We start from the raw sequence: 26,610 nt of genomic DNA on the forward strand, positions 1-26,610 counted from the left end.
CCCTTTAGGGGGTTAGGGGGCTTTATGTTTATCAATATCACGGACAGCAAAGAAGCAGCGAACAAAGGCAGCAGCGCGGGACTAGTAAATTACCTGGAAAAAGAAAACAGGATTGATCATAAGCAGGAACCTGAATACTGGTTCAATGGTAGGCAGATCAGAATCGAGCCTTATGAGGTCATGCGCACCATAGATGGTAATGTCGCCAAGCTGGGTAAAGACGATGCTAAGTTTTTCTTAATCAATATCAGCCCGAGCCAGAAAGAGATCAGGTTTCTGAAAGAACAGTATGGCGAAGAAAGTGCTAAAGAACATATGAAAGGCTTTGCGGTCAGGGTGATGGATGCCTACGCAAAAAACTTTAACCGGGATGGTGTGAACAGTAACCAAGACTTGTTATGGTTCGCCAAGTTGGAAAACTACCGTTACTACAGCCATACTGATCCGGAAGTAAAACAAGGTTTAAAACAACGGGGCGAACGTAAAGAGGGTGAGCAGATGCATGTGCAGGTTATTGTCAGCCGTAAGGATATAACCAATAAGATCAAGCTTAGCCCAATGAACACCTCAAGAGGAAAAAATGGAGAGCATTCTAAAAAGATGGGGCAGTTTGACCGGGTAGCATTCAAACAGAGCGGAGAATCTCTTTTCGACAGCCTGTTTGGATTTGACAGGCAGTTAAAAGATACGATGGCATATGCCAATGTTCAAAAGAACGGGGAGCTATCACAGCGGGAACAATTAGGTGTGTTGGCCGAAGGAGCTTCGCAAAATTACAAAAGCAGGTCGGTGGCTAATGAACTCGCTCAGGGAGTTGCGGAAGGCTTATTTACGACAACAGCGAATATGCTATCGGCAGCGGGTAAGACAGCCGCAAGCTTCCTAGAAGTGATGCTGGAACCGATGTATACAGGAGGTGCTAATATTGTCCCTGAAAGCGAGGCCGAGGCAAAGAAAAAACGAAAGAAAAAATACCAGGGCCAGCAGATCTCGCATTGAAGCAGTGAGTTATTATAGAAAAGATATTTGTCCTTTTGATATATAAAAGTGGCCATGCAGCTGCGGCAGGCGGCTTCATTACACCACGCGCTGCGCTCCGGGTTTCATTACGCCGCCAGTCTCGCCGCCGCACGTGCAGGAGTGTATTCGTTCCTCATACACACCTGCCTTTCCCGCCCGCGGGTTATCGGTTAGTCACAGCACCGCGGTCACAAAATTAGCTCACGCATGAAAAGTGTCAAGGGTATATAAACCGGCTATCGCCGGCCCTTGACACTTTTCATGCTTTAAGCTCCCGGTTGTTTAAGCGGTGATATGACTGAGTGCGTGCAGTTGAAGAAGAGGTGCACGGCACATATAATTACCCTCGCAAATTAACGTTTGATGCCGCCGCTACCTAATGAACGCCCAGGACTCTGATCCTGTTCGGGTTTTACTATACGTTGTTGCTCTTGCGTTTTCTCCATGGATGTTCCCATGTCTTGAACGATGCGGTTAACCCATTGCGGTAAATTAGGAGCCTGTTCGACAAGTTTACCATCAGCATATTTCAGATATACCGAAATATTTTGTCCCTTTTCCTTAGATGCGGCTTTCATTAAGATAACTTGATCAAAAGTATGGTAATATTTTTGCAGGTTAATTAATGACTGCTCATAATTAGCTTTGATGTTATCTGCCGATACATCGTGCCCTCCTTTAGCTACCCTTAAACGTACGCGCTCAAAAGACATAGCAATTTCATCCAAGCCAAAGAAAAATAATCGGGTACTATAGCCCTTAAGCTTAAATTCATTGACTGATTTCATGATATCTTCTGTTCGAAAGTTCGTCTCGAAAGCACAGGTTGCATTTTTGGCTTGCATGGTTTCTTTCCAGCCCGAAAATACATGCCCGTTAACTGCGTCATATAAATTACCGCTGTCTAAACCTGGAAATTGCTTTTTTAGAAGTATAAATTCTTTATCGCCATCAAAAATAGGAGTACCAGGTGGTACCATGGAGGACGACAGCGTGCTTTTACCAGCGCCATTTGGCCCGGCAAAAACAAATAGTTCCGGCTGTTCCATTAAAATCTCCTGCTGACTATCTGGCTGTCACCTGTGGTGGTATTTACTTTAACCAACTCTCGATGATCGGCATATTCACGAATAACGTGATTATTATACTCTTGATTTCCCGCTGCCTCATAAACGTTATAGAGACCCAAATGAGTGTTTTCGGCTTCTACATTTTGGATTTCAGGACACAACCGTTCTTCCAGCTCTTTTAAAGAACATTCAAAAACTGGTATGTAAGTTAGTTGCTCCATTAGAATTTGTAGTTCCGCCGCCTTTGCTGGGTGCCAATGGCTCACAGGAATAAGAACAGCGGTTGCCTTTTGTTGTTCGTCGTAAACAATATTAAATGTATCCTGACCGATGAACTCTTTCAAATTTAGTGTTTTATACATGATTTTACAAATTATTGTTTAACAATAGCGTGATGCTGAAGCGCTTTTTTGTGCTGAATTGCCCCATGGGGAAACCTCATATTATTGGATTGAGATTGGACAGGCGTTGGCTTACTTATGTTGCCTTGTTGTTCTTGTAGTAACCCTGCCAACGCATTGATCTGTATTTTTAAAGCCAATGCAAATCCGAAAGAAATTGCGGCTGTGATAACCAAGCCGAAATAAACAAGTAGCATTTTCAGTTTTATTTGTTCAGGAGAGGATTTAAGCACTTTATCAAGTTTTTTCTCCAAATTGTCTATAGCAATTTCTAATTTGTTATCCGGTTGACGGTTAACCAGCTTATCCAGTTTCACGCTGATCTGTTCAAATTGGGAAGTATAATCCGGCAAATAAACTTTTGGATAGTTATTAATGTTCTTCTCCATGTTGGCTATGCGGTCATTATACGTTTTGCTATGTTCGGTTGACCTGTCGGTAACTTCCTCCAGCGAATCGATTATATCATTGTTTTGATTGCTCATTTTCGTTAAGTGTTTAATTCTGTAAGCTATCGGCCAAGGGAACACGATTGATCTCGTTTTTCCCTTTTGTGTTGGTTAAGAATATAATGAATACCCATGAAGCCGCTTGAGCCTTCATGGGTATTGGGTAGGGGGCTATTAATAAAGTTGTCTTAATTTAGACATATCCTGACCGACTTTAAGGTCAAGGATCTTTGCATAATGCTGGGTCGTTTTGATGTTGGTGTGACCCAGCATCTTACTTACACTTTCAATAGGTACACCATTGGAAAGTGTAACCGTCGTAGCAAAGGTGTGCCGTGCAATATGGAAGGTTAACTTTTTAGTAATGGCACAGATGTCGGCAATTTCTTTTAAGTAAGCGTTCATCTTTTGGTTGGTGGATACTGGAAGTGCTTTCCCTGAATTTTCGCAAATCGGAGAATCACTATATTTATTCAGGATAGCAATTGCCGATGGTAAAAGGGGAATACGTGTGGGTGTAGCTGTTTTCTGCCGTTTGGTATTGATCCATTTCTCACAGTCAGGACCTGTGACGACCTCAAACGCTTTAAGCTTAAATACATCAGCGTAAGATAGTCCAGTGTAGCAGCTGAAAAGAAAAATATCCCTGATCTGCCCTAAACGTTCGGTTGCGAATTGCTTAACAACCATTCGCTGCAATTCTTCATTATTTAAAAATACCCTGTCCACTACTTTAACTTTCGCTTTGTAATTGACAAAAGGATCACTGTTTAACCAACCGCTTGCAATACAGATCCGAACAATCTTTTTAAAGTTTTTAAGGTATTTAACTGCTGAATTATTCCCGCATTTTCTTACAGAGCGAAGGTAGAAATCATAGCTTGTAATAAAATCATGATCAATGTCACGGATATCGATGTCAGCGGTATTATATTTCCATTTGATGAATTCGGAAGTATGCTTTAAAGAGGTTTGATAACGCTCTAATGTCCCTTTTGCAAAATCGGCACCGACCAAAGCTGCCACCTGTGCATTGTGGTCCTTAAATATATCAAGGATCATCCTGACGGATTCCGTTTTACCGGTGAGTTTACTTTTTAGCCGTTCGGCTGTAATGGCTGCTTTTTGCTCCGTAAGGCTTTGATGCGCGTCATACACCATAGCTTGTAACTGGTCAAGGTATGCGTTAAAGGTTCTGGAAGCTTCCTTGGTTCCTTTTAACCGCCCTGCTTTGCTATTCCATTGTAAAGGATCGCAGCTTCGTGCTGTTGTAGTTTCAGACCGTTTACCGGCAACGGTAATACGAAGATAGATCGGCACGGGGCCGTCTGTGTAGTTTTTTGGTTTCTTCAAATAGAAGAGTAAGCTGAAATTAGTTTTCATGTTAAATAACATTAAAAGTGAAACAAAACTAAGCTTGCAGCTAATCATAATCAAGATGTTTAAGTATTGAACATCTTGATAATCAAAAAGATATGACTAATTCGGTGAGTTTAAATATCTCAAAATTTACTCACCTAATTACGCACTGTTTATATGCGATTCGGTGGATATTTTGAGTATTGATAAAAAAACAAAAGCCTGCAATCATATGATTTGCAGGCTTTTACATAATTTGATATCAAAATCAGCGGAGAGGGAGGGATTCGAACCCTCGATACCCTTTTGGAGTATACACACTTTCCAGGCGTGCTCTTTCGACCACTCAGACACCTCTCCGTGTAAATGCGGATTGCAAAGGTAAAATATTTGCCCTTACTATCAATAAAAAAGCGAAGCCCGTTTTAACCGGCTTCGCTTTCACAAAAACTTAACTCTACTTATAAAAATTGCACTCGCACAAGTTTGACAGTTATGGCGTGCTTTGGTTTAATTTGAGTAAAAAATATTAGGCTGCAATGCAGATACATAATTTTAGCTTATGTTTGCTCCGCACTGTCACATGGCGGTGGTTAACATAAAATACTGTTTTGGTTGCAATGCTGAGCATCAACGACATTAAAAAACCTATTGCTGCTGATATTGATGCGTTTGAGGAGAAATTCAGGAACTCAATGAAAAGTTCCGTTCCGCTGCTTGACCGCATCACACATTACATTGTAAAGCGTAAAGGCAAGCAGATCCGCCCAATGTTCGTGTTCTTTTCGGCCAGCATTTGCGGGGGCATCAATGAGGCAACGCACCGCGGGGCGGCATTGGTTGAGCTGTTGCATACGGCATCACTTGTGCATGACGATGTGGTTGATAACTCCTACCAACGCCGCGGCTTTTTCTCTATCAATGCTTTATGGAAAAATAAGATAGCTGTTTTGGTGGGTGATTACCTGCTTTCAAAAGGCTTGCTGCTTTCTATTGATAACAACGATTTTCAATTACTGCGTATTGTTTCGGATGCTGTTAAGCAAATGAGCGAGGGTGAACTGATGCAAATTGAAAAGGTGCGCCGCATGGATATTGGTGAACCTGTTTATTATGAAGTGATTAGGCAGAAAACCGCTTCGCTTATTGCATCCTGCTGTGCCTGCGGTGCTGCGTCGGCAGGGGCCAGTGACGAGGTGATTGAAAAAATGCGCCTCTTTGGCGAGAAAATAGGCATTGCGTTCCAGATCAAGGATGATATGTTTGATTTTGGCACTGATGATGTGGGTAAGCCGTTAGGTATCGATATCAAAGAAAAAAAAGTAACCCTGCCGCTTATTTACGCCCTGGCCAATTGCAGCAGTTCAGAAAAAAAGAGGGTGATCAACCTGGTGAAGAACCATAATGAAGATCCTAAAAAGATTGCTGAGATCATCAAATTTGTGAAGGATACCGGTGGCCTACAATACGCCGAAACCCAGATGAAAAAGTACCAGGAGGAGGCTTTCGAAATCCTGAACACTTTTCCCGACAGTGATTCGCACCGCGGGCTGGAGCAACTGGTTAGGTTTACTACCGAACGGGACAAATAATCAATTTTATTGCTGCGTATAAATAACTGGTTTTTTAAAGATGCACTCCCTATCTTTATCACAACCGGTTTTTACACTTATGACAGCTACAATCCCTACATTGTTTGAATGGGCGGGTGGTACACCTGCTTTTGAACTACTTTTCAATAAATTTTATGGTAAGGTTTTGGCCGATGAGCTGCTGGAACCCGTATTTAAGCATATGTCGCCCCAGCACCGGATTCATGTGGCGCATTTTGTAAGTGAAGTTTTTGGCGGCCCAAAAACCTATAGCGAAACTGAAGGCAGTCATTATACCATGATTAATAAACATTTGCAAAAGCATTTAACCGAAGCGCACCGCAAGCGCTGGATTGAACTGTTGCTGCAAACTGCCGATGAACTGTCACTGCCCGATGATCCGGAATTTCGCTCAGCTTTTATGGCTTACCTGGAGTGGGGTACGCGGATAGCAGTGCTGAACTCCCAAACAGATAATACTACAGAAAGCCCGGATACGCCTATGCCGAAATGGGACTGGGGCGTGCCGGGCGGACCATACATCCCCTGAAATAATAACACAGGTATGTAAAATGACCGGTGTTCAAAGGCAGCACATCATAATTACTGCTCTTCCGGCGTTTATGTTCGGGTAAACTTATTAACTTCGTAAATGCAGTCCATACAATCCCTCTTCCCTAAAATAGGTTTCTTTTCTATTCTTGATGTATTGCTGGTGGCTTTGATCATTTACCAGTTGTATAACCTTATCAGGGGAACCATTGCAGCTAATATCTTCATTGGGTTTGCAGTGATCTTTGCTCTCAATTTTGTGGTGAAGGCTTTGGATATGAAGCTGCTTACCATTATTCTGGGCAAATTTGTTGATGTGGGGATCATTGCCATTATCGTGGTTTTTCAACAGGAAGTAAGGCGATTTTTATTATTGGTAGGTAAAAATGCTTCACTCCAACGCAATAAAGCCTGGTGGCAATATTTCTTCGGAAAATCGGAAGTTGAGAAAAATAATTACGCCAGGATCAAGCCAATAATTGATGCCTGCAAAAGCCTGAAGCAAACCCGCACAGGGGCGCTCATTGTTTTCGCCAAGTATTATGACGAACAGTTTTATCAAAACAGTTGCGAGGTGGTGGAGGCCAAAATTTCAAAGCGATTGTTGGAAAGTATTTTTCAGAAAACCAGTCCGCTGCATGATGGTGCGGTGGTGATTTCGGAGAATAAGATAAAATCGGCAAGTTGTATTTTGCCGCTTACCGAAAAAACGGATCTGCCGGCACAGTTCGGCCTGCGCCACAGGGCAGGTATTGGTGTAACAGAAGCCAATGAGGCCACGGCGATCATTGTATCTGAAGAAACCGGTGAGATCTCGTATGCCAAACAAGGCCGGATTAAAATGAATATCAGTTTTGCAGAGCTGGAAAAAGTTTTAAATAAGGATTTTTAATCGGATAAAAATAAGACAGGATGCGCCTTTAACTGGCGCAAGTATCGTGTGGTTGCAAGAGCGGGGCGTACTTGTGCCCTCTAAGCTAATAAAGGATTGCTATATTGTGAATCAAAATAATCAGTGTTAAATTAACAATGCCACTGCAACCCTCCATCGATAAAATAACAGAAATCTCCCGGGTCCTGCTTTCGATAGCAGGGCGTTACCTGGTATTTGCCGGGGCATTATACTTCTTTTTTTACGTGTGGAGAAGACGAACATATTGGTATTCAAAAATTCAGCAACGCTATCCCGAAAGCAAGCATATCCGTCGCGAAATCGTTTATTCGTTTTTTACTATACTGATATTTGGTGCGGTGATCCTGTTGGTGATCTACGCCAGTAAGCAGCATTTAACAAGGATCTATCCAAACATCAGCGATAAAGGATATGTTTATTATTTTTTGAGTATAGGGCTGATGATCCTGATGCACGACACCTACTTTTACTGGACACACAGGGCTATGCACTGGAAGCCTTTGTTTAAGCTGATGCACAAAACGCATCATTTGTCAACTAATCCGACACCATTTGCCGCTTATGCTTTCCATCCGCTGGAAGCCGTAGTGGAGATTGGGATTGTACCGCTTATCGCCTTTACTATTCCCTATCACGGCACAGCGCTTACTATATTTTCTTTGTATTCGTTGCTATTAAACGTGACCGGTCATCTGGGCTATGAGCTTTTTCCCCAGGGGTTTACTACGCATAAACTGTTTAAATGGCACAATACTTCAACGCATCATAATATGCACCACCGATTAGTTAAATGCAATTATGGTTTATATTTCAATATATGGGACAGGCTGATGGGCACTAATCACCCCGATTATGAAAAGAGCTTTGAACAGGTGGTTGAAAAGCGCGAAAAAGTGAAGTGTAAAGGAGACCAGGGACTATTGTCAGACGAACTGGCTACGGAGTAACTTTTTCCTTTTTTACCCCGGCAGTATCCGGATTAACAACATCTATTCTTTTAATGAGCATATGGTATTTTATCCCGGGTTCGTCAGTTTTAACAATCGGCATGTTGTCGTTTGGGTAAGTTTTAACAATCGGCATCCGGCTGTAAACGGGCTCATCTGCAATAAGTTCGTGGGTGTTCAGTAGTGTATTGTTATGATTAAAAAAAACGTTTGGGGGAAGCGTTGGGATAAGTTTAGACAGATTAGTATCAGCCTTTAATAGTTTCAAGTTAAATAGCTTATCGGCAGCGTTATTGTTTTTAGGTGCCTTATTGAGGTTTTGTGCTTTAAGCTGGCCTGCACAGGCTATGATAGCAGCAAGGATTAAGGTTTTTTTCATGGTGATATTATTTTATACTAATATACCTATCATTCAATAATATTTAAATGTTAAATAATGTTATTAAATGTTAAATGCTTTTGAATTGAACCCAAATACCAAAGCCATAAACTGATAGATTTTATTACTTTTGTGGAAAATTTAAAAACCGATGAGCGAACTCATTAAAAAACAAGTGAACGATGCAAAGGCCTTGATGGAAAAGGCCATTGACCATGCAGATAGCGAATTAAATAAAATACGTGCAGGTAAGGCAAGCCCTTCATTACTTGACGATATCAGGGTTGATTACTATGGTACCCCAACACCACTAAGCCAGATAGGTAGTGTTAACACCCCTGATGCCCGTACCATTGTTGTTCAGCCATGGGAAAAATCATTGTTAAACCCTATTGAAAAAGCCATTAAAGAAGCTAATTTAGGTGTTAACCCTCAAAACGATGGTATCATTATCCGTATTAATGTACCGCCGCTTACCGAAGAGCGCCGCCGTGATTTGGTTAAAAAAGCTAAAGCCGAGGCTGAGACCGGTAAGGTGGCTGTTCGTAACATCCGTAAAGATGCTAACGAAAAGATCAAAAAATTAAAATCAGAAGGTGTTTCTGAAGACGAAATAAAGACAGGCGAAGCTGAAGTTCAAAAACTTACTGATGCTTATATTGCTAAAGTTGATCAGCTTTCAGAAGCTAAAGAAAAAGATATCATGACGGTTTAATATTAACCTTGTGTCAAATTAAAAGGGAATGAGCTACTTAGCCATTCCCTTTTTTTATGTTTGCCGTTGAAACATGAATGTATTAATCTCTTACTTAAAAAAACACCGCTGGATAGTTGTATTTGCACTTTTCCTGGCGGCGATGAATATAGGCTTCTCACTGCTCGACCCATGGATAACCGGGCGTATTGTTGACCGTGTTATTGAACAACGCAGTAAGCTACAATATGACGCATACCTTAACCAGGTGCTGATGCTGGTTGGCGCTGCTATTGGTGTTGCCATGATATCGCGTATAGCTAAAAACTTCCAGGATTATTTTACCAATATCATTACCCAAAAGGTAGGCGCTGAGATGTATGCCGATGGTTTAAAGCACTCGCTTGAGTTGCCCTACCAGGTATTTGAAGACCAGCGAAGCGGCGAAACTTTGGGCATATTGCAAAAGGTACGTTTAGATTGCGAAAAGTTTATTACCTCCTTTATCGGGATCCTTTTTGTGTCGCTCATCGGGATGGTATTTGTTATCGTTTACTCGGTGAGCGTGAGCTATAAGGTTACCCTGGTATATTTCGCCGCGATACCCATCATCACTTTTGTGAGTATGGCCATGAGCCGGAGAATTAAGAAAATCCAAAAGACAATTGTGGCCGAAACAACAGCGCTGGCAGGTTCAACAACCGAATCGCTAAGGAATATCGAGCTTGTAAAAAGTTTGGGCCTGGCAAAACAGGAAATAGCACGGTTGAATAATACTACCTACAAAATTCTCGACCTGGAACTGAAAAAAGTGAAGTATGTACGCAGCATGAGCTTTGTACAGGGTACTACCGTAAACTTTGTGCGCAGTGTGATGGTGGTAGTTCTGCTGATGCTCATTTTTAAAAGCACTATCTCTCCGGGCCAATATTTCAGTTTTTTATTTTACTCATTCTTTTTATTTAACCCATTGCAGGAGTTAGGCAATGTAATCCTTTCCTGGCGTGAGGCTGAGGTTTCCCTTGGTAACTTTAACCGGATATTGAGTATTCCTATTGATAAAAAGCCCGAAAAACCTGTATTGCTTGAAAAAGTGAATACCTTAACATTTAATGACGTTAGCTTTAAACACTTAACCGCAAATCGTAACGCGCTTAACCATATCAGCTTTGAAACCAATTCGGGCGAGACGATCGCTTTTGTTGGTCCTTCCGGTTCGGGCAAAACTACGCTCGTTAAATTATTGGTTGGTTTATATCAGCCTTTGCAGGGCGATATTTTATACAACGGCACATTAAGTAAAGAAATCGACCTTGATCAGCTGCGCGAAAAAATAGGCTTCGTAACCCAGGATACGCAACTATTTTCGGGTACCATCCGTGAAAACCTGCAGTTTGTACGCCCGGATGCTACCGATGAGGAATGTATGGATGTGCTGCAGCGTGCCGCATGCCAAACCCTGCTGGCCCGGGCCGATAAAGGTTTAAGCACTGTAATTGGCGAAGGTGGTGTAAAAGTATCTGGCGGTGAAAAACAACGCCTGTCAATAGCCCGTGCTTTATTACGCCGGCCGGATATCCTGGTATTTGACGAAGCTACGTCATCCCTTGATTCTATCACTGAGGAGGAGATCACCGAAACTATCCGTAACGTATCTGAAAAAGAGAACCATATTACTATCCTCATCGCTCACCGGCTATCAACCATTATGCATGCTGATAGTATTTACGTATTGGAGAAAGGCCGTATTATTGAATCGGGCAAGCATGCCGATCTCATTTCCCAGAAAGGGTTATATTATGCTATGTGGAGGCAACAGATAGGGGAAAAGGATACGGTAGACGCACTGGATTAAAAGCACAAAAAGCAGATTGATATTAGGAAATCCAGACTTACGAAGTTTCAAAAACTTCGTAAGTCTTCTACGTTTTTGCTATTTGCCCGTAACAGCTTCTATATACTAATGTCATTTTTCCTTCAATATTTATTGAGTTTAAAACCGCATTAGCAATCCCAAATACCCAAGTTTAAATATTTTTATTCTCAATCATCCTGAAAAACTCATCACGATAGGTATCGCCTACAGGGATGATCTTGTCGCCTATCTGGATGCGGCTCCGTTCAATGCTGTCTATTTTATTGAGGGCTACAATGTATGATTTGTGTACCCGAACAAAATGTTTTTCGGGCAAGGCATCTTCCATCTTTTTCATGCCCTGCAGGGTAATGATCCTCTCGGCAGAGGTAAAGATGCTGATATAATCCTTTAAACCCTCTATAAACATAATATCGTGCAGGTATACTTTCTGAATTTTATGCTCGGTTTTTACAAAGATAAAATCGGTTGAAAAATCATCCTGCTGCACGGGTTCGGCCTGCATCACCACCTGTGGTTTGGCTGCAACAGGCTGGATAATGCTTTGTGCTTTTTGTACCGATTTAAAAAAGCGATCAAATGCGATAGGCTTTAACAGGTAATCAACTACATCAAGCTCATAGCCTTCAAGCGCGTACTGCGGGTAGGCTGTAGTTAAAATAACCTTGGCTTTGCCGTTGGCGATCTTCAAAAATTGAATGCCGGTAAGCTCGGGCATCTGAACATCTAAAAACACAAGGTCAGCTTCGGCGGCCTGCACCATGGTAAGCGCTTCGATGGGGTTGGTTGTAGCTTTAACCAATTGCAAAAAAGGCATCTTGGAAATATAATCTTCCAAAATATGCAGCGCCAAAGGCTCATCGTCAACTACCAAACATCTGATCATAGCGTAAAAATAATGTAATAATGGTTATTCTAAATTTTTTAATGTGCTGTTTTGTTATAACGGCGTCAATTCAACAGATTTATACCAGATTTCGGCGCCTTCCGATTGTAAAAGGATGCGACCGTGCGATAAGGAAGCTATTCCCCAGTTCACCAAATGTCCGTTAACATAATGTTCAATCTGGTTGCCATTGCAAATGATTTCGATGGTGTTCCACTCGCCGCGCGGATTTTCAAAATTGGCGGTGCGGTAAACACGCTGCTGGTCCCACTCAATGGCCGATTTATTGGGCGTAACCACATTAGTATGTTGTACGCACCAAATATCGCCGCAATCACCTTCCTGGATCTGGCATTCTATCGATCTTGGCCATACGATATCTTTATCCCCCTCTCCAAAATGATATAAAACACCTGCATCGCGTACGCCCTTTTCGCGTGGGTGATATTGCTTGCTCCCCCATTTAAATACTACTTTCAGGTAATAATTATCGTACGATTTTTTGGTGGCCATATAACCAAAATACTTGCCCATTACATGCACCATGCCATTTTCAATGGCAAAGTTGTTATGTACATCATTATCCTTGCCTAAAGTATCCAGGTAGGTATACCAACCCTTTTTATCCTTGCCGTTTAACAATTTTTGAACCCCAATCTCCCTGATCCAGATATTGCGGAATGATACCGGAAACTCATGTTCTTGCAGCAACAAGGGTAAGGCGAAGGCGTGTTTTTGATATTTGGGCTGACCAACATGCGCCACTGTTCCTTTTATAGCTACATGGTTTTGTATCAGTATGCCATTGTGTAATACGGTAATGTAAGCCGGTGATTTAACCGAGCTATCGATATTAAAGCGTGGAGCGGTATAAATGATATCATACTTTTGCCACTGGCCTGGTTTAAGCGAGGCATTTACCTGCGGCAGGTATTGTTTATAAACAGAACCGGCCTGTCCGTTTGAGTAAGTGCGGTTTTTATAACTATCCAGGATCTGCAGTTCGTAGCGGCTTTGCATAATTACACCGCTGTTGCCACGCTCCTGTCCTTCGCCTTTAACAACAGCTGGTGTGCGCCATTCTATATGCAGCTGGCAATCGGCAAAGTTTTGTTTGGTGATGATGGAGCCGCTGCCCGGCTTAACGGTTACAATACCGTCCTTTACTATCCAGCCCGGTTTGTTACCTTTCTGATCTGTCCATTTGTCCAAATTTTTGCCATCAAACAAAATAATAGCATCAGATGGCGGCTTGTTGCCGGCGCCCGGTAAAACTACTTCAGGCTCAGGGTCCCAAACTTCGGTTGCTTTAGGATCGGTTTGTGCAGATGCGGTAATGGCCGATGCTGCAAGAAACAGGGCTGGGAGCAATTTTTTCAAACAGGTCATGGTTATAATGGGTTATAACTATAAATCTATTGATAATTCGCAGGTGTAAGTATATTCTTCATCCCTTATTTTTAAAGAGTACCTGTTGGGGTAAAGCAGGTTGAGCCGGCGCTGCACATTTATCAAGCCAATTCCACCTACAGCATCACGGTTATTGTTATGTTTTTTATTTTGGATGTAGAAATGCAGTTTACCATCCGCCACGTTAATAAGTAGCTTTATAGGTGAGTTGATATCATTTGCAACGCCATGCTTAAAAGCGTTTTCGATAAAAGCGATCAGTAGCAAAGGTTCTATTTTTTGATCGGTGATATTGCCATCTACCTTAAAATCAATAAAGGCCTTACTGCCAAAGCGGATCTTTTGCAGATCGATATAGTTTTGAAGGTATTGAAGTTCTTTGCTCAGATCAACCTTGTTATCGTTACATTCATACAGCATATAACGCATAATTTCCGAAAGCTTTAAAATGGCTTCGGGGGTAGTTTCGGATCGCTGATAAGCCAGTGAATAAATACTGTTTAAGGAGTTAAATAAAAAATGCGGGTTGATCTGCGATTTCAGAAAAGCCAGCTCGGCAATAAGGCGCTGATTTTCCAGGTCGCGCTGGATGCGTTCATTCAGGAACCAGTCTGTACTGAATTTTAGTGCAGTGCTCAAAAATACAAATATGAGGCTGGTAAAAATACTGCTGTAGAAATAAGTAGCAAAACTGGTGACATGACCTTTTTGATGCACCAGTACAATATCTTTAAATAAAAGCCCCACGCCGTATTTGGCTACGCCGTAAACTATGATGCTTGTAAGCACAAAGGTGGCGTATTGCCAGTAGCGTTTTTTATTTAGAAATTTAGGTATAAAAACCAGGTAGTTAAGGTAAAATAAGCTGATATTAATAGTAGGATAAAGCAAAAAAATCACTAGTAACTCCTTGGTACTGAGCATAGCATCGTTAAGCCTCGCCAAAAAAACAAAAAAGGATATAATGGCCGCCCAGAAAAACAGGTGCCAAAAAATTATCCAGGCGGTTTTTATTCCGGTTCTGGATTTAGGTAATGGTAATGAAGCCTCCATTCGCTGTTTTTAAATCCCTTTTATGTTTGGGGGTGTGGCATCTAATTTAATATTTTGATAATGATATCGGCCTGTTATTTATATATAGCGGCCCATTTTTTCGATGAACTGGCTTTTATTATCGATGAACCGGTTAAAAGATGCAGAAAAGCGTTCATCTATAAACAAAGTGTGTTGGTCTAAATGATTTTAGCAGGTTATTTTTTTAATATTCCTTTGTTGTATAAAATCACCACTCACAATGAAAACGCTTATCAAAAATTCAAATCCTTTTATCATGTTATTGATCCCGGTAATGTTTGCCCTTATTTTGGGTGTAAGCTACCAGTTCGAGCAAAAAAAGGAAACAGCAATAATTGGCCGCACAGCAGTACATGCTACCTCATTGTTTCACAAAGGTTTTGTAATGGTTAAAACTGTTTGCTCAATAGCAAAAAACAATAACATATGGTAATTACTACCGAAGGCCTTTCCTTCACCTTTGGTAAGCAGCAGGTAGTTAATTCACTGGCGCTGCAAGTTCCGGAAGGAAGTATATATGGTTTTCTCGGTCCCAACGGCGCCGGGAAAACCACTACCATCAAACTCCTGCTTAACCTGCTAAAACCCGATGCAGGTAACATCCACATTTTTGAGCAGGATATCAAAACAAACCGCATCAGCATACTTTCGCAAATAGGCTCGCTTATTGAACAGCCTGCTTTATACCAGCATTTAACCGGGAGGGAAAATTTATTGAACAGGGCCTTATTATTGCAGGTGCCTACCCAGCGCGTTGAAGATATGCTTGACCTGGTACAGCTAACCGCCGCCGCCAATAAAAAGGCCGGGCAATATTCATTAGGGATGAAGCAGCGCCTCGGTATTGCGCTGGCCCTGCTGGCCGATCCTAAATTGTTGATTTTGGATGAGCCCACCAACGGCCTCGACCCAAACGGTATCATCGAGATCCGCGAGCTTTTGAAAAAGCTTGTTGCCCAACATGGCAAAACTGTTTTTATATCAAGCCATTTGCTTGGTGAGATTGAACGGATGGCCACGCATGTGGGCATTATAAATAACGGCGCAATGCTTTTTCAGGGCAGTGTTGCCGACCTGCAGTCCATTAGTAAACCGCTGGTGCGCGTTGATGCCGAAAATACCGTTGACGCCGCCAACCTTTTAACCCGCCACCATATTAATGTTACCGAAGTAACCGACGAGCATTTACTGGTACCCTACATCTCCAAACAGCAAATGGGCGAGATCAACGCACTGCTCAATAAAAACGGGCAAACGGTTTACAGCATCAGTAAACAACAAAAGGACCTGGAAAAACTATTTTTAGATATCACCCAAAGCGCCTAAGCCATGAAAGGATTTATACTGTCATTCCGTTCGGAGTTTTACAAAAGCCGTAAAACGCTTGGTTTCTGGGCCTCTGTAATGCTTCCTTTATTTATAGGGGTTTTGCTGTTCGTGGGATTTTATACCAAAAGTGAAAAGTTGGTGTCAATGCCGCCGATGATGCTTTGGCTACAGTTTGCTGGTGCTATTTTGGGTATCATGGGCTCATTGGTGCTGCCAATGTATATCATATTTATAGCATACTCCGTAAACAGTATCGAACACCGGGCCGATACCTGGAAAACCTTGTTTAATCTGCCAATCCCCCGCTGGTCGGTTTATGCGGCTAAATTTTTTTATGCGGTTTTCCTTGTATTTCTTTGTCTTGCATTGTTTGTGCTGTTTACCATTGGTTTCGGCAATTTGTTAAGCATCGTAAAGCCAGAGTTACGGTTCGATAATTTCCACATGGAGAAAGAACTGGCACAGATCTATTTTAAATTGTTTTTATCATCATTAGGGATCCTCTCCATTCAGTTTTTACTCAGTTTATTTTGGGCCGATTTTTTAAAGCCGATGGGGATTGGTTTTATATGTACTATAGCCGGCGTTGTAGCTGCTTCAAAAGGCTGGGAATATAGCTACCTGTTTCCATATGCACACCCCATGGCCGCCATCAGCAGCATGCTGAAAAATAATCATGGTGATCCTGCTAACCAGTTACAGATAGATGTTTTCACTAAAGATGTATTTGTAAGTATGGCTATAGCAGTTGTAGTATTTGTGGCAGGATATTTTATTGTGCAGCGTAAGAGCGTGAAGTAGATGTTAGTGATTAGAGGCTGGAGGTTAGTTAATCCTCGATATTAATGATTTTTATTGCTTTAAAATCGGGGTGTAAAGGGTTGAGCAGGTAGTTAAAATCGCCGGTAACAGTGGCGGATGGTACCTGGAGCGCTAAATATTTGTTGGCTTTCACAAAGCTTTCCTCAATTTGCTGTGTTGCTTTGATCAGGGGGTTACTATTCCACTTTTCGGGCAACTGATCAATGTCAGGCTTAAAAATATCTGCATTATCAGGCAGCTCAATAGTCGCCATAAAATAATCAGCAGGCATAAATCCAAGCGGCGTATGTACCGCAACTTCAAGTACAGCCAGGGCACGTGATGATGAGGTATAAACTACAGCAGTTCCTTTACTGTTCCAGCGCCCGCCGTTTTAGTTCAGCCCCCCTGCCGCTCAAGTCATGAATGTAAGCCTGCTTACTTAAGCGATAAACGATCATGCAAGTATGCCATGTTCAATACGGCCCAATTCATCGCGGATCATATTGATCCCAAAAGCTGTATCCAAAAGTTCTTTAGGCTTTACTCCGCCCAGGGGGATGCTTTTATAATCCATCCAGGCGTAAAAATTATTTTCATCGCCAAAAACCTCAATACCCCTTTTATAGAGTAATTCAATCATGATTATCTTTTCAGAATATATGGGATCAAAGGTTTTGTTTTCCTTTTTATAACGTTGAATAGTTCGCTCGGAAAGATGAAGGTACGAAGCCCAGTCATCAATATTAAAATGGATATGATTTGATAATTTGGTAAGATAAGGAAATGATATGCCCTCCCTTACCATGAAGGTTAAATTAACCTCATCATCATTAAGAAATTTATAGGGTTTTGGAGTCCTCATGGCCTTTATTGTAAATTGACCATAGATTTACGACAATTGTCGTCGAAAAGCAAATCTTATTTTTTAGCAAAAATAGCCCTTACTGCCGCCTTCAGTTTATCAACCCACATTCCATACATTTTACCGGATGGATGCAAACCATCATCAGCCAATAAGGTAAGATCATTGGCGGCCAGTTTGGAGATCCCTGTTATTTCAACATAATTAACCTTTGCATTAGCACTTATTTTACGGTTAATATCATTGAACTGATCTATCTCAGGGCCGATAGCGGCATCCTGCCCTTGAGCAAAAGGTGTAACACCATAGTCGGGGATAGACAGCACAAACACATGCTCGCTGATACCCTCAGCAAATTTGATGGCCGTATTTAAAACCTGCTCAAACTTAACGCGGTAATTTTCCTGGCTTAAGCCATCATATTGATCATTTACACCTATCAGCAGTGTGACTACATCATAAGTATTGCTTTTGATGCTGCTTTGATCAATAGCTTCAATGAGTTGATCGGTTGTCCAGCCGGTGCGGGCTATGATAGTCGGCGTATTTACTTTGAGGCCTTGTAACTGGTTAGCCAGTTGATTAGGAAATGCCTGTTCAGGGGGCACAGACTGGCCTATGGTATATGAATCGCCGAGGGCAAGGTATGTTAGGGTATCCTGTATCACGGTAACTGGTTTTGGCGGGGGATTATTATAGCTAACCGGCGCCGGTGTGTTTTTGCCTGCACAGGCCGATAATGTAATTGCTGTGAGTAAACTGAAAATTATTCCCTTCATTATAATATCTCCATACCAAAAAGTACGGAAATATGGTGTTTAAGGATTTTTTTTACTTCATTAATATCAACCTCATACCCAAGTTCCTGCTGCATGGAGGTAACAGCCTTATCGTCAATACCGCAGGGCACTATGTTTTTAAAATAGCTCAGATCGGTGTTTACATTAAGCGCGAGGCCGTGCATGGTTACCCAGCGACTGCAGCGTACGCCCATGGCGCATATTTTACGGGCTTTGTCATTATCGGCATCAAACCATACGCCGGTATAACCTTCATAGCGACCGGCGTGCAGGCCAAAATCGGTGAGGGTAAGGATCACTGCTTCTTCCAGCGTACGCAGGTACAGGTGTATATCAGTAAAAAAATTATCAAGGTCCAGTATCGGGTATGAAACAATTTGCCCCGGCCCATGATAGGTAATATCACCGCCCCTGTTTATCGGGTAATAAACAGCCTGCTTTTCTTTCAAGCCTGCCTCATCTAACAATAGATGCTCGGGCTTGCCGCTTTTACCCAGGGTATACACGTGCGGGTGCTCGCAAAATACCAGATAGTTAAAAGTTTCGTCGGCTTCGATAGTATCGTAGGCTACAGCAGTCCCTGCGTTTTTAGCAACTGCTTCGTAAGCCGTTTCACGATTACGGTTGTCTATTTTAGTTTTAACCGTTTCACTAAAAAGGGTTTCCTGTTTATCCCAGGCCTGCTGATAATCAACCAGGCCCCAATCCTGAAAAAATACTTTCTTGTTTTTCATTACTCGCCCTTTACGTACCCTATCATATAATCTTCATATTGCAGATAGCCTACTGTATAATCAATGGTGGTATCTTTTTTATTCAATTGCGCATTCACCACGCCATGATGCTCAAACTGGAAAGGCTCCAAAAAAATGTTATCGGCAAATGAAACCTCTTTTTGCCCGTTACATTTATAAACAGCCTCCTTGGCGCACCAGCAAACATATAGTTGTTCAATTTTTTGCGGGCCATTTATAAATTTCAACTCTTCCTTACGCATAAACTTGTTGGCAATGCGCTCAACTTTTTGCTTAATCTGCTCAATATCAATCCCAACCTTATGTGTTTTGCTGATCATCACAGCGGCATAATCAAACGAATGGCTTAAGGAGATGTGGTAAGGGAGGTTTACCAGGTAAGGCTTGCCATGCTCATCAACTTTACAATCAATATACTCATCGGTACGAAGCATTTTACGCAGCAGCACGCGGGTACCCAGCCAGTGCAGGTGGCGCTTGCCATTGCTCAGGCTTTCTACAAAATCCTTTTCCTGCTGATCAAGTTGCAATTGGCTGTACAGGTCCGTAGCCTCCTCCTCGATACGCCAGAGTGCAAACTCGGTGTCATCATCAATACGCTGCCTGTATGCTATCGCCATAAAAGTAAAATTGCAAAATAGGTTGCAAACATATGTCAAAAAAAATTAAATAATATCAGCGCAGCTACATATTCGTAATCGGCTGAACCATATCAGGTTTAGGAATTGTTTCTGCGCTATCTGAACGCATTTCGCCGGCCAATATTGTTTATAAAAGCCGGCGCCGATTAGGCTAATTTTCATAATTTAGCGCCAGCAATAACCTGCCTGTATGATACTATCTGATAAGCGCATCCTCGAAGAAATTGAACAAGGCCATATTATTATTGAACCATTTAACCGCGAATACCTGGGCACTAACTCGTACGACGTTCATTTGGGCAAATATTTAGCTACTTACCGTAGCCGGGTGCTTGATGCCAAAGTTCATAATGAGATAGATGGCTTTGAAATTCCGAAGGATGGCTTTGTGCTTCAGCCCAATACCCTTTACCTGGGCGTAACGATGGAGTACACCGAAACACACCGGCATGTTCCGTTTTTAGAGGGCAAATCAAGCACAGGGCGTTTAGGTATCGATATTCACGCAACAGCGGGTAAAGGTGATGTTGGTTTCTGCAATACCTGGACACTTGAAATTTCATGTGCCCAGCCGGTGCGCATTTACGCCGGCATGCCCATTGGCCAGCTTATTTATTTTGTAGTTGAAGGCGAGATCGAAACGCTGTACAACAGCAAAGCCAACGCCAAATACAACAATCCTACTACACGCCCCGTTGAAAGCATGATGTGGAAGAATAAGTGGTAGGTTTAAGCCACAAGTCTTAAGTCGGGAGTCTTAAGTACCAAGTAGAAAATATAAGTCAAACTTTCGACTAAAGACTTCGAACTTCAGACTTAATACGACTTGGTACTTTTTTTGCGTATCTTGGTAGTTCAAGATTATCTTTCTATGAACCTAAAACGCCTATCGGTTGGAATCCTGATCACCTTAATTGCCGGTGCTACCTTAGCTTTTATAAAACCCGATGATGAACTGGTAACAAAAATCATTGCCCAGCTTGATAAATGGCGTACCGAGCATCCGCAGGAAAAAGTTTACCTGCACTTTGATAAGCCCTATTATGCCATTGGCGAGGATATCTGGTTTAAAGCCTATGTTACTATAGGCAGTGAGCATAAGCTTTCGGCTTATAGCGAAACCCTGAATGTTGACCTTATTGATGATAACGATTCGATAAAACGCAGCCTTAAACTTCCCTTAACAGCTGGCCTGGCCGCGGGAGATTTTGCTTTGGCCGATAGCATGGCCGAAGGAAACTACCGCATCCGCGCTTATACCAATTGGATGCGTAACGAAGGGGAGGCCTATTTCTTCAATAAAACCATCACTGTGGTAAACGGGATCAGTAACAAGGTTTTCACTAAAACAACCTATGCCTACAGCACCTTAAACGGCAAACAAAAAGTAACTGCTATTACTACCTACACAGACCTCAACGGGATAGCCTACGTTAATAAACCAGTAAGCTATGAAGTTGAAATAAACGGAAAATCAATCTCCCGGGGGAAAGGTATAACTGATGATAAAGGGAACCTCACAATCAGCTTCACTACCAGTCAGGTAGTTTCAATAACATCCGGCCATATCAATACCGAGGTTAAATTGGATGAAAAGCATACTATAGCCAAAGCCGTACCTATAAAAACGCTATCAAATAAGGTTGATGTTCAGTTTTTCCCGGAGAGCGGAAATTTAATTAATGGTGTTTTTGAAAAAGTAGCTTTTAAAGCTGTTGGCGCCGATGGGTTAGGGGTTGATATTAAAGGCTTTATTGCCGACGACCAAAACAACCAGGTTGCGCCATTAGGCGATAGCCATTTTGGCATGGGTACTATTACCTTTGAGCCTGAAAGTAGTAAAACCTATAAAGCGCACATTACTTATGCCGATGGCTCTGAAGGTGTTTTCGATTTGCCCAAAGCAGTTGATAATGGCTATGTATTAAGCGTTAACAGCATGCGCGACGATAAGGTGTTTGTATCCATCATCCCCGGTAAAAACACCGGTAACGGCACGGCCTCATTATCGGGTTTAACGCTGATAGCGCAATCTGGTGGCGAGCTTTGTTATGCAGGCAAAAGCAAGGATGGGGCAACATCCTTTTCGGCTGCCATCCCTAAAAATAAATTCCCATCGGGTATAGTACAATTCACCTTGTTTTCGGCAACCGGCGAACCATTGAATGAACGCCTCATCTTTGTTCAAAACCCCGATCAGCTTAAGCTTGCTGTCACCACAGAAAAACAGAGCTACAAGCCGCGCGAAAAAGTGACCATAAACCTCAACGCTAAAAACAGTGAGGATAAACCCGTCGTCGGTAGTTTTTCAGCATCGGTTATTGATGAATCAAAAGTTACTACTGATGAAGCTAATGAAAGCTCTATATTTTCAACGTTGCTGCTTACCTCCGACCTGAAAGGATATATTGAAAAACCGAACTATTACTTTACTAATGTAAGTAACGAAACCAAAGCCAACCTTGATGCACTGATGCTTACCCAGGGCTACCATCGCTTTGAATGGAAACAACTGCTTGCTGATAAATTTACCCCCATAGTTTTTAAGCCCGAAAAATCACTGGAGGTAACAGGCCATCTCAAAACTTTTGGGGGCAAACCGGTACCAAACGGCAAGGTTACCCTGTTTTCAACGTCGGGAGGTACTTTTATTATGGATACCGTGGCTGATGCCGAAGGTAAGTTTACTTTTAAAGACCTGGTTTTTAGGGATAGTATCAAATTTGTGATCCAGGCGCGCACAGCCAAAGACCGCAAAAACCTCGATATTACGCTTGATAATGTAGCCCCGCAACCTGTTGGGCTAAATAAAAATGCCCCCGATATCCAGGTCAACATCAATGATGGGGCATCGGCCTATCTGTTGAACAGTAAAAAGCTTTATGATGAACAGGTAAAATATGGTATCGGCAATCATACTATTGTATTAAAAGAAGTAGTGATCCGCGAGAAACGGGAAAACCCTTTTAAAAATTCGTCCAACCTTAACGGGGCAGGTAATGCTGATCAAACACTTACCAGTAAAGACCTGATGTATGGCGGAGGGCAGCTTTCACAAATATTACAGGGACGGTTAACAGGAGTGATATTTCGTGGAGGGATTCCCTATTCAACCCGCAGCCCGGGTAGCCCAATGCAAATTGTGCTTGACGGAACTTATGTGGAGGCCGACTTTCTTGATAATTTAAATGTAAATGATATTGCCACTATTGAATCTTTACGCAGCATTGGCAATACCGCGATTTACGGATCAAGGGGAGCTGGCGGCCTGTTGGTTATCACAACCAAACGCGGCGGCGAAAGTGTTTATAATAGATATGCTCCGGGCATTGTTACTTATGCCCCTAAGGGATATTATAAAGCGCGCGAATTTTATTCGCCTAAGTATGATGATCCTAAAACCAATGCCCAAATGCAGGACCTTCGCAGCACCATTTACTGGGCACCAGGCTTGTTAACAGATAAGGACGGCAATACATCGATGAATTTTTTTAACGCCGATGCAAAGGGCACGTACCGGGTAATAATTGAAGGTATTGATGTTGATGGCAATTTAGGAAGGCAGGTTTACAGATATAAGGTGGAATGATATTAAGCCGGAAGCCCGCAGTCGGCAAGTCCGAAAGATTTAAGCAATGCTAATGTTTATCTCTTTCGGACTTTATTTTTGGCGAGCAAACTTATTTACTGCTCAAATAATACTTCTCCCAAAAATCAACAGATTTTGACATCTCGCCTGAACCGCCCGCCGCACCACGGCCTGCGCCGCCTCCCATGCCACCGCGACCGCCTCTTCCACCACGGCCGCCACCCATGCCGCCTCCGCCCATTCCACCTCGTCCGCCGCGACCACCGCCGCCGCCAAAGCTGCCACCGTCTTGCTCGCCCCCACCTGTGCCTGCCGGTCGCTGGAAACCGTTGATCTTAAAATTAAAAGCCCACTCATTTTTAAAAGCATCGTTACCGGCGTGGAAAAAGCTTAAGGGTATGGCCGCTTCATAAACCAAATCGCCATTGGCATCGTAATTTATGGCTGTTTTAATGCCGTAGGTGTTTGATGTGGTGATCATATCGCCATCAATATCCTTAAACCCAACAACCTTAATATATCGCAGCTTAGTTATCCGCTCGCGCATCAGCTCGTCACGGTCGGCCTGGGTAATTTCGCCGTTATCATCTTTTGGCTTGGCAAACTCCGGCTTTTCATCCGGGGCTGCCAGTGGAAAAGTAAGCATAAAACTATCTTTCTTTTTCCCTTTAGGATCAATGCTTATTGTAATCCCTGCATTCAACACTTTCATTTTATCAAGCCTGTCGCTAATGCGGATAGCGGCATACAGGTAATCCTTATCATTGGCCAGCACGTAGTTCAGCTTCTTCTCTTCATTATAGTAACGCAGGCTGTCGCCCCAGTCTTTCAGGCTACCATCAATGTTAATATTAGCGGGCGGGCCCTGTAAGCTGTTTTGAGTACTTTGGGCCGATGAATGGTGAGCTGTTAAAAGTTGTGCGGTTAATGCTAAAACAAAAGCCGGGGATGCTTTTTTCATGTGAAGTTTTTTAAGGGTTTTATGTAACATGATTTTTAAGACCATGGAACACGATTTTAATACTTTTATTATTGTTTTTGAGTAAATTTGTAGTTACGTATGCCAACTGAAGTACAGGAAGAAACATTTACCCTCGAAGAGTTACTTGCAGGACTTAAAGAGATGCATCGTTTAATACTCTGGAACGATGATTTTAACACTTTTGACCACGTGATCCACTGCATGATGAAATACCTGGATTACTCCGAACCACAAGCCGAAAAGATAGCATGGAAAGTACATAACGAAGGCAAATGCGCCGTACTGGAAGGCTCCTTTACCGAAATGGAGATCTACCGAAAAATCCTTCAGCAGGAAGGGTTAACAGTTTCAGTAGAATAAAACACTAAAAACAACCGACATGTTAAAAAGATCATTTTTATTTTTTTTATTAGTCGGTTGGGCAAGCCTGACCGCCTGCGGCCAGGGCAAAAACCTGAAACTGGTAATTATCCGTCATGCCGAAAAGCCCGATGTTGGGGATAACCTTTCGTGCGCCGGGTTTAACCGTTCGCTCAAACTGCCCGAAGTTTTAAAAGCCAAATTCGGTTTGCCCGATCATATTTATGTGCCGGCAATGCACCAGGGTAAATCAACCGCGAGGGTGCGCATGTTCCAAACCGTCTCGCCGTTTGCTGCAAAATATAATCTTTCTATCAATAGTAATTTTGAAGAAGAGGATGATAACGGCGTCGCTAAAGAACTTACCTCAAAAAAAGGCACCATCCTTATTGTATGGGAACATAATCAAATTAAACCTTTACTGAAAGCTTTAGGTATGAAAGTTAAAGACCTGGAATGGCCCGACAGTGATTTCGACAGCATCTGGATAGTGACTTTCAAAAAAGGCAAACCGTCGTTAACGATGGATAAAGAAGGGATTACACCGGCTTCGGGGTGTAGTTTTTAAATTAATCCACCTCATCGTTTACGCCGCCGCTCGGCTCCAGCCGAGTGGCAACTATTAAGCGGCCTCCCGACCGCCGGATAACGCAGGCCGGAGGCCTTGGAATAATAACCACTCGGCTTGAGCCGAGCGGCGGCAAAGTATAACATAAAACACAAAACGCCCCGGATTTTCCGGGGCGTTTTGTGTTTTATGTTAACTGATAATTATTCGCTAACCAGGTAATTCCAGTTATGCGTATCCGGAACATTACCATACTTAATGGCATCCAGTGTATCAAATACCTTGTTCGAAAACTCGCGTGTTTTCGGATCGCTCAGGAAATACTCCTGGCCTTCGTAGCTGATTGAAGCTACAGGAGCTATAGTTGCGGCAGTACCGGCACCAAAGGCATCGGTAAGTTTGCCATTTTTAGCACCTTCAACAATCTCGGCTACAGAAACTTTGCGTTCCTCAACAGTGATACCCCACTCTTTGGCTAAAGCTATAACGGTATCGCGGGTTACACCATCTAATATCGTGTCTTTTGCTTCGGCCGTGATCAGTTTACCATCTAACAGGAACATCGCGTTAGCAGCGCCCATTTCTTCAATAAACTTATGCTCTTTGGCATCAGTCCAAATTAGTTGATCAAAACCTTCTTCGGTTGCTTTACGGGCCGGCAGCATGGAGCTTCCGTAGTTACCGGCAGCTTTGGCATAACCCATACCGCCTTCGGCAGCGCGGGTATAGTGTGTTTCAATTTTAACACGCAATGGTTTTGAAAAGTACGGGCCAACGGGGCCAATCAATACCATGTATTTATAAGTTGAAGATGGTGTTACCCCCAGGTAAGGATCGGTAGCGAACATGAACGGGCGGATATACAAAGCATGGTTTGGCTTTGAAGGTACCCAATCGCGGTCAAGGTCAACCAGAGTAGCTATACTTTGCAAAAAGATTTCTTCGGGCAGGGTTGGCATACAAAGGCGTTCGGCCGATTTGTTGAAACGGATAGCATTCTTATCAGGGCGGAAAACGGTGATTTTTCCATCCGCATGTTTATAGGCTTTCAGTCCTTCAAAAAACGCTTGTCCGTAATGAAGTGCTGAAATTGCAGGGCTTAGACCAATTTCGCCGTAGGGAATGACCGAGAGATTTTTCCATTCACCGTCCGCGTAATCGGCCACAAACATGTGGTCAGAAAATGTTTTTCCAAAAGGTAAGTTGTCAAAGTCCGTTTGCTGCAAACGGGAAGCAGTTGTCCTGCTGATCTTGATGTCCAATGTCTCGGTCATGGCATTATAAATTAATAAATAATA

Annotated in this window: 29 protein-coding genes and 1 tRNA gene; 14 read left to right on the top strand and 16 right to left on the bottom strand. The window is 42.5% G+C overall.

The window, feature by feature from the left end:
- Window positions 1-24: 24 nt before the first annotated feature.
- The gene (locus IEX80_RS23085) at window positions 25-999 is read left to right on the top strand and encodes a DUF5712 family protein (RefSeq protein WP_188834297.1); all 975 of its coding nucleotides are present in this window, start codon (window positions 25-27) and stop codon (window positions 997-999) included.
- A gap of 374 nt (window positions 1,000-1,373) precedes the next feature.
- Here the strand turns inward: IEX80_RS23085 and IEX80_RS23090 are convergent, their stop codons facing one another.
- From IEX80_RS23090 to IEX80_RS23110, 5 genes are all read right to left on the bottom strand, one after another.
- A complete protein-coding gene (locus IEX80_RS23090; RefSeq protein ID WP_188834298.1) occupies window positions 1,374-2,069 on the bottom strand; it encodes an ATPase in 696 nt (231 codons plus the stop codon).
- A complete protein-coding gene (locus tag IEX80_RS23095) occupies window positions 2,069-2,452 on the bottom strand; it encodes a hypothetical protein (RefSeq protein WP_188834299.1) in 384 nt (127 codons plus the stop codon). The genes IEX80_RS23090 and IEX80_RS23095 overlap by 1 nt, the downstream gene beginning before the upstream one ends.
- Before the next feature lie 11 nt (window positions 2,453-2,463).
- On the bottom strand, window positions 2,464-2,880 hold the full coding sequence (locus tag IEX80_RS23100) for a hypothetical protein (RefSeq protein ID WP_188834300.1): 417 nt from the start codon (window positions 2,878-2,880) through the stop codon (window positions 2,464-2,466).
- A 234-nt stretch (window positions 2,881-3,114) separates the two neighbouring features.
- Window positions 3,115-4,323, bottom strand: coding sequence for a site-specific integrase (locus IEX80_RS23105; RefSeq protein ID WP_188834301.1), 1,209 nt, complete (start codon window positions 4,321-4,323; stop codon window positions 3,115-3,117).
- 248 nt (window positions 4,324-4,571) lie between these two features.
- Window positions 4,572-4,659, bottom strand: a tRNA-Ser gene (locus IEX80_RS23110).
- Between the two features lie 260 nt (window positions 4,660-4,919).
- Here IEX80_RS23110 and IEX80_RS23115 point away from each other — a divergent pair.
- The 4 genes from IEX80_RS23115 (at window position 4,920) to IEX80_RS23130 (ending at window position 8,303) form a co-directional block, all read left to right on the top strand.
- Entirely contained in the window at window positions 4,920-5,891 is a 972-nt protein-coding gene (locus tag IEX80_RS23115) for a polyprenyl synthetase family protein (protein ID WP_090530846.1), read from the top strand.
- Window positions 5,892-5,970: 79 nt separating this feature from the next.
- Entirely contained in the window at window positions 5,971-6,441 is a 471-nt protein-coding gene (locus IEX80_RS23120; RefSeq protein WP_188834302.1) for a group II truncated hemoglobin, read from the top strand.
- Between the two features lie 102 nt (window positions 6,442-6,543).
- Window positions 6,544-7,335: a diadenylate cyclase CdaA gene (cdaA, locus tag IEX80_RS23125; RefSeq protein ID WP_090530839.1), complete on the top strand. Its 792-nt coding sequence runs from the start codon at window positions 6,544-6,546 to the stop codon at window positions 7,333-7,335.
- A gap of 137 nt (window positions 7,336-7,472) precedes the next feature.
- Entirely contained in the window at window positions 7,473-8,303 is an 831-nt protein-coding gene (locus IEX80_RS23130; RefSeq protein WP_188834303.1) for a sterol desaturase family protein, read from the top strand.
- On the opposite strand, the gene IEX80_RS23135 is transcribed toward IEX80_RS23130, so the two are convergent.
- Window positions 8,293-8,682 carry a hypothetical protein gene (locus tag IEX80_RS23135; RefSeq protein ID WP_188834304.1) on the bottom strand — a complete coding sequence of 130 codons (390 nt, stop codon included), beginning with the start codon at window positions 8,680-8,682 and terminating at the stop codon, window positions 8,293-8,295. The genes IEX80_RS23130 and IEX80_RS23135 overlap by 11 nt on opposite strands.
- 151 nt (window positions 8,683-8,833) lie before the next feature.
- On the opposite strand from IEX80_RS23135, the gene frr reads away from it, so the two are divergent.
- Both frr and IEX80_RS23145 read left to right on the top strand, forming a co-directional pair.
- Window positions 8,834-9,397 (top strand): ribosome recycling factor, encoded by a 564-nt coding sequence (gene frr / locus IEX80_RS23140; RefSeq protein ID WP_090530830.1) that lies wholly within the window; start codon window positions 8,834-8,836, stop codon window positions 9,395-9,397.
- Window positions 9,398-9,470: 73 nt separating this feature from the next.
- Window positions 9,471-11,231 (top strand): ABC transporter ATP-binding protein, encoded by a 1,761-nt coding sequence (locus IEX80_RS23145; protein ID WP_176625483.1) that lies wholly within the window; start codon window positions 9,471-9,473, stop codon window positions 11,229-11,231.
- A 172-nt stretch (window positions 11,232-11,403) separates the two neighbouring features.
- Here the strand turns inward: IEX80_RS23145 and IEX80_RS23150 are convergent, their stop codons facing one another.
- Genes IEX80_RS23150 through IEX80_RS23160 form a run of 3 tightly spaced genes read right to left on the bottom strand, consistent with a single transcriptional unit; the run spans window position 11,404 to window position 14,601 of the window.
- On the bottom strand, window positions 11,404-12,138 hold the full coding sequence (locus tag IEX80_RS23150) for a LytR/AlgR family response regulator transcription factor (RefSeq protein ID WP_090530824.1): 735 nt from the start codon (window positions 12,136-12,138) through the stop codon (window positions 11,404-11,406).
- 54 nt (window positions 12,139-12,192) lie between these two features.
- The gene (locus tag IEX80_RS23155; protein ID WP_188834305.1) at window positions 12,193-13,527 is read right to left on the bottom strand and encodes a 3-keto-disaccharide hydrolase; all 1,335 of its coding nucleotides are present in this window, start codon (window positions 13,525-13,527) and stop codon (window positions 12,193-12,195) included.
- An 18-nt stretch (window positions 13,528-13,545) separates the two neighbouring features.
- Complete coding sequence (locus tag IEX80_RS23160; protein WP_090530821.1) at window positions 13,546-14,601, bottom strand: sensor histidine kinase; 1,056 nt, start codon at window positions 14,599-14,601, stop codon at window positions 13,546-13,548.
- Window positions 14,602-14,842: 241 nt separating this feature from the next.
- Between IEX80_RS23160 and IEX80_RS23165 the strand changes: the two genes are divergently transcribed.
- From IEX80_RS23165 to IEX80_RS23175, 3 genes are read left to right on the top strand one after another with little or no spacing between them, the layout of a single operon-like run.
- Entirely contained in the window at window positions 14,843-15,055 is a 213-nt protein-coding gene (locus IEX80_RS23165; RefSeq protein WP_090530816.1) for a hypothetical protein, read from the top strand.
- Window positions 15,049-15,948 (top strand): ABC transporter ATP-binding protein, encoded by a 900-nt coding sequence (locus IEX80_RS23170; RefSeq protein WP_188834306.1) that lies wholly within the window; start codon window positions 15,049-15,051, stop codon window positions 15,946-15,948. Before IEX80_RS23165 ends, IEX80_RS23170 begins: the two co-directional genes overlap by 7 nt.
- Window positions 15,949-15,951: 3 nt before the next feature.
- Window positions 15,952-16,752 carry an ABC transporter permease gene (locus IEX80_RS23175; protein WP_090530810.1) on the top strand — a complete coding sequence of 267 codons (801 nt, stop codon included), beginning with the start codon at window positions 15,952-15,954 and terminating at the stop codon, window positions 16,750-16,752.
- 28 nt (window positions 16,753-16,780) lie between these two features.
- On the opposite strand, the gene IEX80_RS23180 is transcribed toward IEX80_RS23175, so the two are convergent.
- The 5 genes from IEX80_RS23180 to IEX80_RS23200 form a co-directional block, all read right to left on the bottom strand.
- Window positions 16,781-17,086 carry an RES family NAD+ phosphorylase gene (locus IEX80_RS23180; RefSeq protein ID WP_229701742.1) on the bottom strand — a complete coding sequence of 102 codons (306 nt, stop codon included), beginning with the start codon at window positions 17,084-17,086 and terminating at the stop codon, window positions 16,781-16,783.
- A 123-nt stretch (window positions 17,087-17,209) separates the two neighbouring features.
- The gene (locus IEX80_RS23185) at window positions 17,210-17,617 is read right to left on the bottom strand and encodes an Xre family toxin-antitoxin system antitoxin (RefSeq protein ID WP_188834307.1); all 408 of its coding nucleotides are present in this window, start codon (window positions 17,615-17,617) and stop codon (window positions 17,210-17,212) included.
- Between the two features lie 56 nt (window positions 17,618-17,673).
- Window positions 17,674-18,396 (bottom strand): SGNH/GDSL hydrolase family protein, encoded by a 723-nt coding sequence (locus tag IEX80_RS23190; protein ID WP_217633173.1) that lies wholly within the window; start codon window positions 18,394-18,396, stop codon window positions 17,674-17,676.
- Window positions 18,396-19,151 (bottom strand): lipoyl(octanoyl) transferase LipB, encoded by a 756-nt coding sequence (gene lipB / locus IEX80_RS23195; RefSeq protein WP_188834308.1) that lies wholly within the window; start codon window positions 19,149-19,151, stop codon window positions 18,396-18,398. The genes IEX80_RS23190 and lipB overlap by 1 nt, the downstream gene beginning before the upstream one ends.
- Window positions 19,151-19,792, bottom strand: a complete 642-nt coding sequence (locus IEX80_RS23200) for a 4'-phosphopantetheinyl transferase family protein (protein WP_188834309.1) — start codon at window positions 19,790-19,792, stop codon at window positions 19,151-19,153. Before IEX80_RS23200 ends, lipB begins: the two co-directional genes overlap by 1 nt.
- A 211-nt stretch (window positions 19,793-20,003) precedes the next feature.
- Here IEX80_RS23200 and dcd point away from each other — a divergent pair, with 211 nt between their 5' ends.
- Both dcd and IEX80_RS23210 read left to right on the top strand, forming a co-directional pair.
- Window positions 20,004-20,540: a dCTP deaminase gene (gene dcd, locus IEX80_RS23205; RefSeq protein WP_090530796.1), complete on the top strand. Its 537-nt coding sequence runs from the start codon at window positions 20,004-20,006 to the stop codon at window positions 20,538-20,540.
- A 144-nt stretch (window positions 20,541-20,684) separates the two neighbouring features.
- Window positions 20,685-23,402 (top strand): TonB-dependent receptor, encoded by a 2,718-nt coding sequence (locus IEX80_RS23210; RefSeq protein WP_188834310.1) that lies wholly within the window; start codon window positions 20,685-20,687, stop codon window positions 23,400-23,402.
- A gap of 91 nt (window positions 23,403-23,493) precedes the next feature.
- Here IEX80_RS23210 and IEX80_RS23215 read toward each other — a convergent pair whose 3' ends face one another.
- Window positions 23,494-24,363 (bottom strand): DOMON domain-containing protein, encoded by an 870-nt coding sequence (locus tag IEX80_RS23215; RefSeq protein ID WP_188834311.1) that lies wholly within the window; start codon window positions 24,361-24,363, stop codon window positions 23,494-23,496.
- A gap of 99 nt (window positions 24,364-24,462) precedes the next feature.
- Here IEX80_RS23215 and IEX80_RS23220 point away from each other — a divergent pair, with 99 nt between their 5' ends.
- Window positions 24,463-24,744, top strand: a complete 282-nt coding sequence (locus IEX80_RS23220) for an ATP-dependent Clp protease adaptor ClpS (RefSeq protein WP_090530789.1) — start codon at window positions 24,463-24,465, stop codon at window positions 24,742-24,744.
- Window positions 24,745-24,763: 19 nt separating this feature from the next.
- A complete protein-coding gene (locus IEX80_RS23225; RefSeq protein ID WP_217633172.1) occupies window positions 24,764-25,312 on the top strand; it encodes a histidine phosphatase family protein in 549 nt (182 codons plus the stop codon).
- A gap of 203 nt (window positions 25,313-25,515) precedes the next feature.
- On the opposite strand, the gene IEX80_RS23230 is transcribed toward IEX80_RS23225, so the two are convergent.
- Window positions 25,516-26,586, bottom strand: a complete 1,071-nt coding sequence (locus tag IEX80_RS23230; RefSeq protein ID WP_090530786.1) for a branched-chain amino acid aminotransferase — start codon at window positions 26,584-26,586, stop codon at window positions 25,516-25,518.
- Window positions 26,587-26,610: the final 24 nt, after the last annotated feature.

This window comes from Mucilaginibacter rubeus (genome assembly GCF_014643835.1).
GTDB classification, from domain to species: Bacteria; Bacteroidota; Bacteroidia; order Sphingobacteriales; family Sphingobacteriaceae; genus Mucilaginibacter; species Mucilaginibacter rubeus.

What these genes read in the sequence shown, in the direction of transcription:
- IEX80_RS23170 (WP_188834306.1), top strand. Translation starts at nt 15,049, where the DNA reads ATGGTAATTACTACCGAAGGCCTTTCCTTCACCTTTGGTAAGCAGCAG.
- IEX80_RS23085 (WP_188834297.1), top strand. Translation starts at nt 25, where the DNA reads ATGTTTATCAATATCACGGACAGCAAAGAAGCAGCGAACAAAGGCAGC.
- IEX80_RS23225 (WP_217633172.1), top strand. Translation starts at nt 24,764, where the DNA reads ATGTTAAAAAGATCATTTTTATTTTTTTTATTAGTCGGTTGGGCAAGC.
- IEX80_RS23130 (WP_188834303.1), top strand. Translation starts at nt 7,473, where the DNA reads ATGCCACTGCAACCCTCCATCGATAAAATAACAGAAATCTCCCGGGTC.
- dcd (WP_090530796.1), top strand. Translation starts at nt 20,004, where the DNA reads ATGATACTATCTGATAAGCGCATCCTCGAAGAAATTGAACAAGGCCAT.
- IEX80_RS23185 (WP_188834307.1), bottom strand. Translation starts at nt 17,617, where the DNA reads ATGAGGACTCCAAAACCCTATAAATTTCTTAATGATGATGAGGTTAAT.
- IEX80_RS23155 (WP_188834305.1), bottom strand. Translation starts at nt 13,527, where the DNA reads ATGACCTGTTTGAAAAAATTGCTCCCAGCCCTGTTTCTTGCAGCATCG.
- IEX80_RS23165 (WP_090530816.1), top strand. Translation starts at nt 14,843, where the DNA reads ATGAAAACGCTTATCAAAAATTCAAATCCTTTTATCATGTTATTGATC.
- IEX80_RS23220 (WP_090530789.1), top strand. Translation starts at nt 24,463, where the DNA reads ATGCCAACTGAAGTACAGGAAGAAACATTTACCCTCGAAGAGTTACTT.
- IEX80_RS23215 (WP_188834311.1), bottom strand. Translation starts at nt 24,363, where the DNA reads ATGAAAAAAGCATCCCCGGCTTTTGTTTTAGCATTAACCGCACAACTT.
- IEX80_RS23135 (WP_188834304.1), bottom strand. Translation starts at nt 8,682, where the DNA reads ATGAAAAAAACCTTAATCCTTGCTGCTATCATAGCCTGTGCAGGCCAG.
- IEX80_RS23145 (WP_176625483.1), top strand. Translation starts at nt 9,471, where the DNA reads ATGAATGTATTAATCTCTTACTTAAAAAAACACCGCTGGATAGTTGTA.
- IEX80_RS23095 (WP_188834299.1), bottom strand. Translation starts at nt 2,452, where the DNA reads ATGTATAAAACACTAAATTTGAAAGAGTTCATCGGTCAGGATACATTT.
- IEX80_RS23090 (WP_188834298.1), bottom strand. Translation starts at nt 2,069, where the DNA reads ATGGAACAGCCGGAACTATTTGTTTTTGCCGGGCCAAATGGCGCTGGT.
- IEX80_RS23120 (WP_188834302.1), top strand. Translation starts at nt 5,971, where the DNA reads ATGACAGCTACAATCCCTACATTGTTTGAATGGGCGGGTGGTACACCT.
- IEX80_RS23210 (WP_188834310.1), top strand. Translation starts at nt 20,685, where the DNA reads ATGAACCTAAAACGCCTATCGGTTGGAATCCTGATCACCTTAATTGCC.
- lipB (WP_188834308.1), bottom strand. Translation starts at nt 19,151, where the DNA reads ATGAAAAACAAGAAAGTATTTTTTCAGGATTGGGGCCTGGTTGATTAT.
- IEX80_RS23150 (WP_090530824.1), bottom strand. Translation starts at nt 12,138, where the DNA reads ATGATCAGATGTTTGGTAGTTGACGATGAGCCTTTGGCGCTGCATATT.
- IEX80_RS23105 (WP_188834301.1), bottom strand. Translation starts at nt 4,323, where the DNA reads ATGAAAACTAATTTCAGCTTACTCTTCTATTTGAAGAAACCAAAAAAC.
- IEX80_RS23160 (WP_090530821.1), bottom strand. Translation starts at nt 14,601, where the DNA reads ATGGAGGCTTCATTACCATTACCTAAATCCAGAACCGGAATAAAAACC.
- IEX80_RS23190 (WP_217633173.1), bottom strand. Translation starts at nt 18,396, where the DNA reads ATGAAGGGAATAATTTTCAGTTTACTCACAGCAATTACATTATCGGCC.
- IEX80_RS23230 (WP_090530786.1), bottom strand. Translation starts at nt 26,586, where the DNA reads ATGACCGAGACATTGGACATCAAGATCAGCAGGACAACTGCTTCCCGT.
- frr (WP_090530830.1), top strand. Translation starts at nt 8,834, where the DNA reads ATGAGCGAACTCATTAAAAAACAAGTGAACGATGCAAAGGCCTTGATG.
- IEX80_RS23200 (WP_188834309.1), bottom strand. Translation starts at nt 19,792, where the DNA reads ATGGCGATAGCATACAGGCAGCGTATTGATGATGACACCGAGTTTGCA.
- cdaA (WP_090530839.1), top strand. Translation starts at nt 6,544, where the DNA reads ATGCAGTCCATACAATCCCTCTTCCCTAAAATAGGTTTCTTTTCTATT.
- IEX80_RS23115 (WP_090530846.1), top strand. Translation starts at nt 4,920, where the DNA reads ATGCTGAGCATCAACGACATTAAAAAACCTATTGCTGCTGATATTGAT.
- IEX80_RS23175 (WP_090530810.1), top strand. Translation starts at nt 15,952, where the DNA reads ATGAAAGGATTTATACTGTCATTCCGTTCGGAGTTTTACAAAAGCCGT.
- IEX80_RS23100 (WP_188834300.1), bottom strand. Translation starts at nt 2,880, where the DNA reads ATGGAGAAGAACATTAATAACTATCCAAAAGTTTATTTGCCGGATTAT.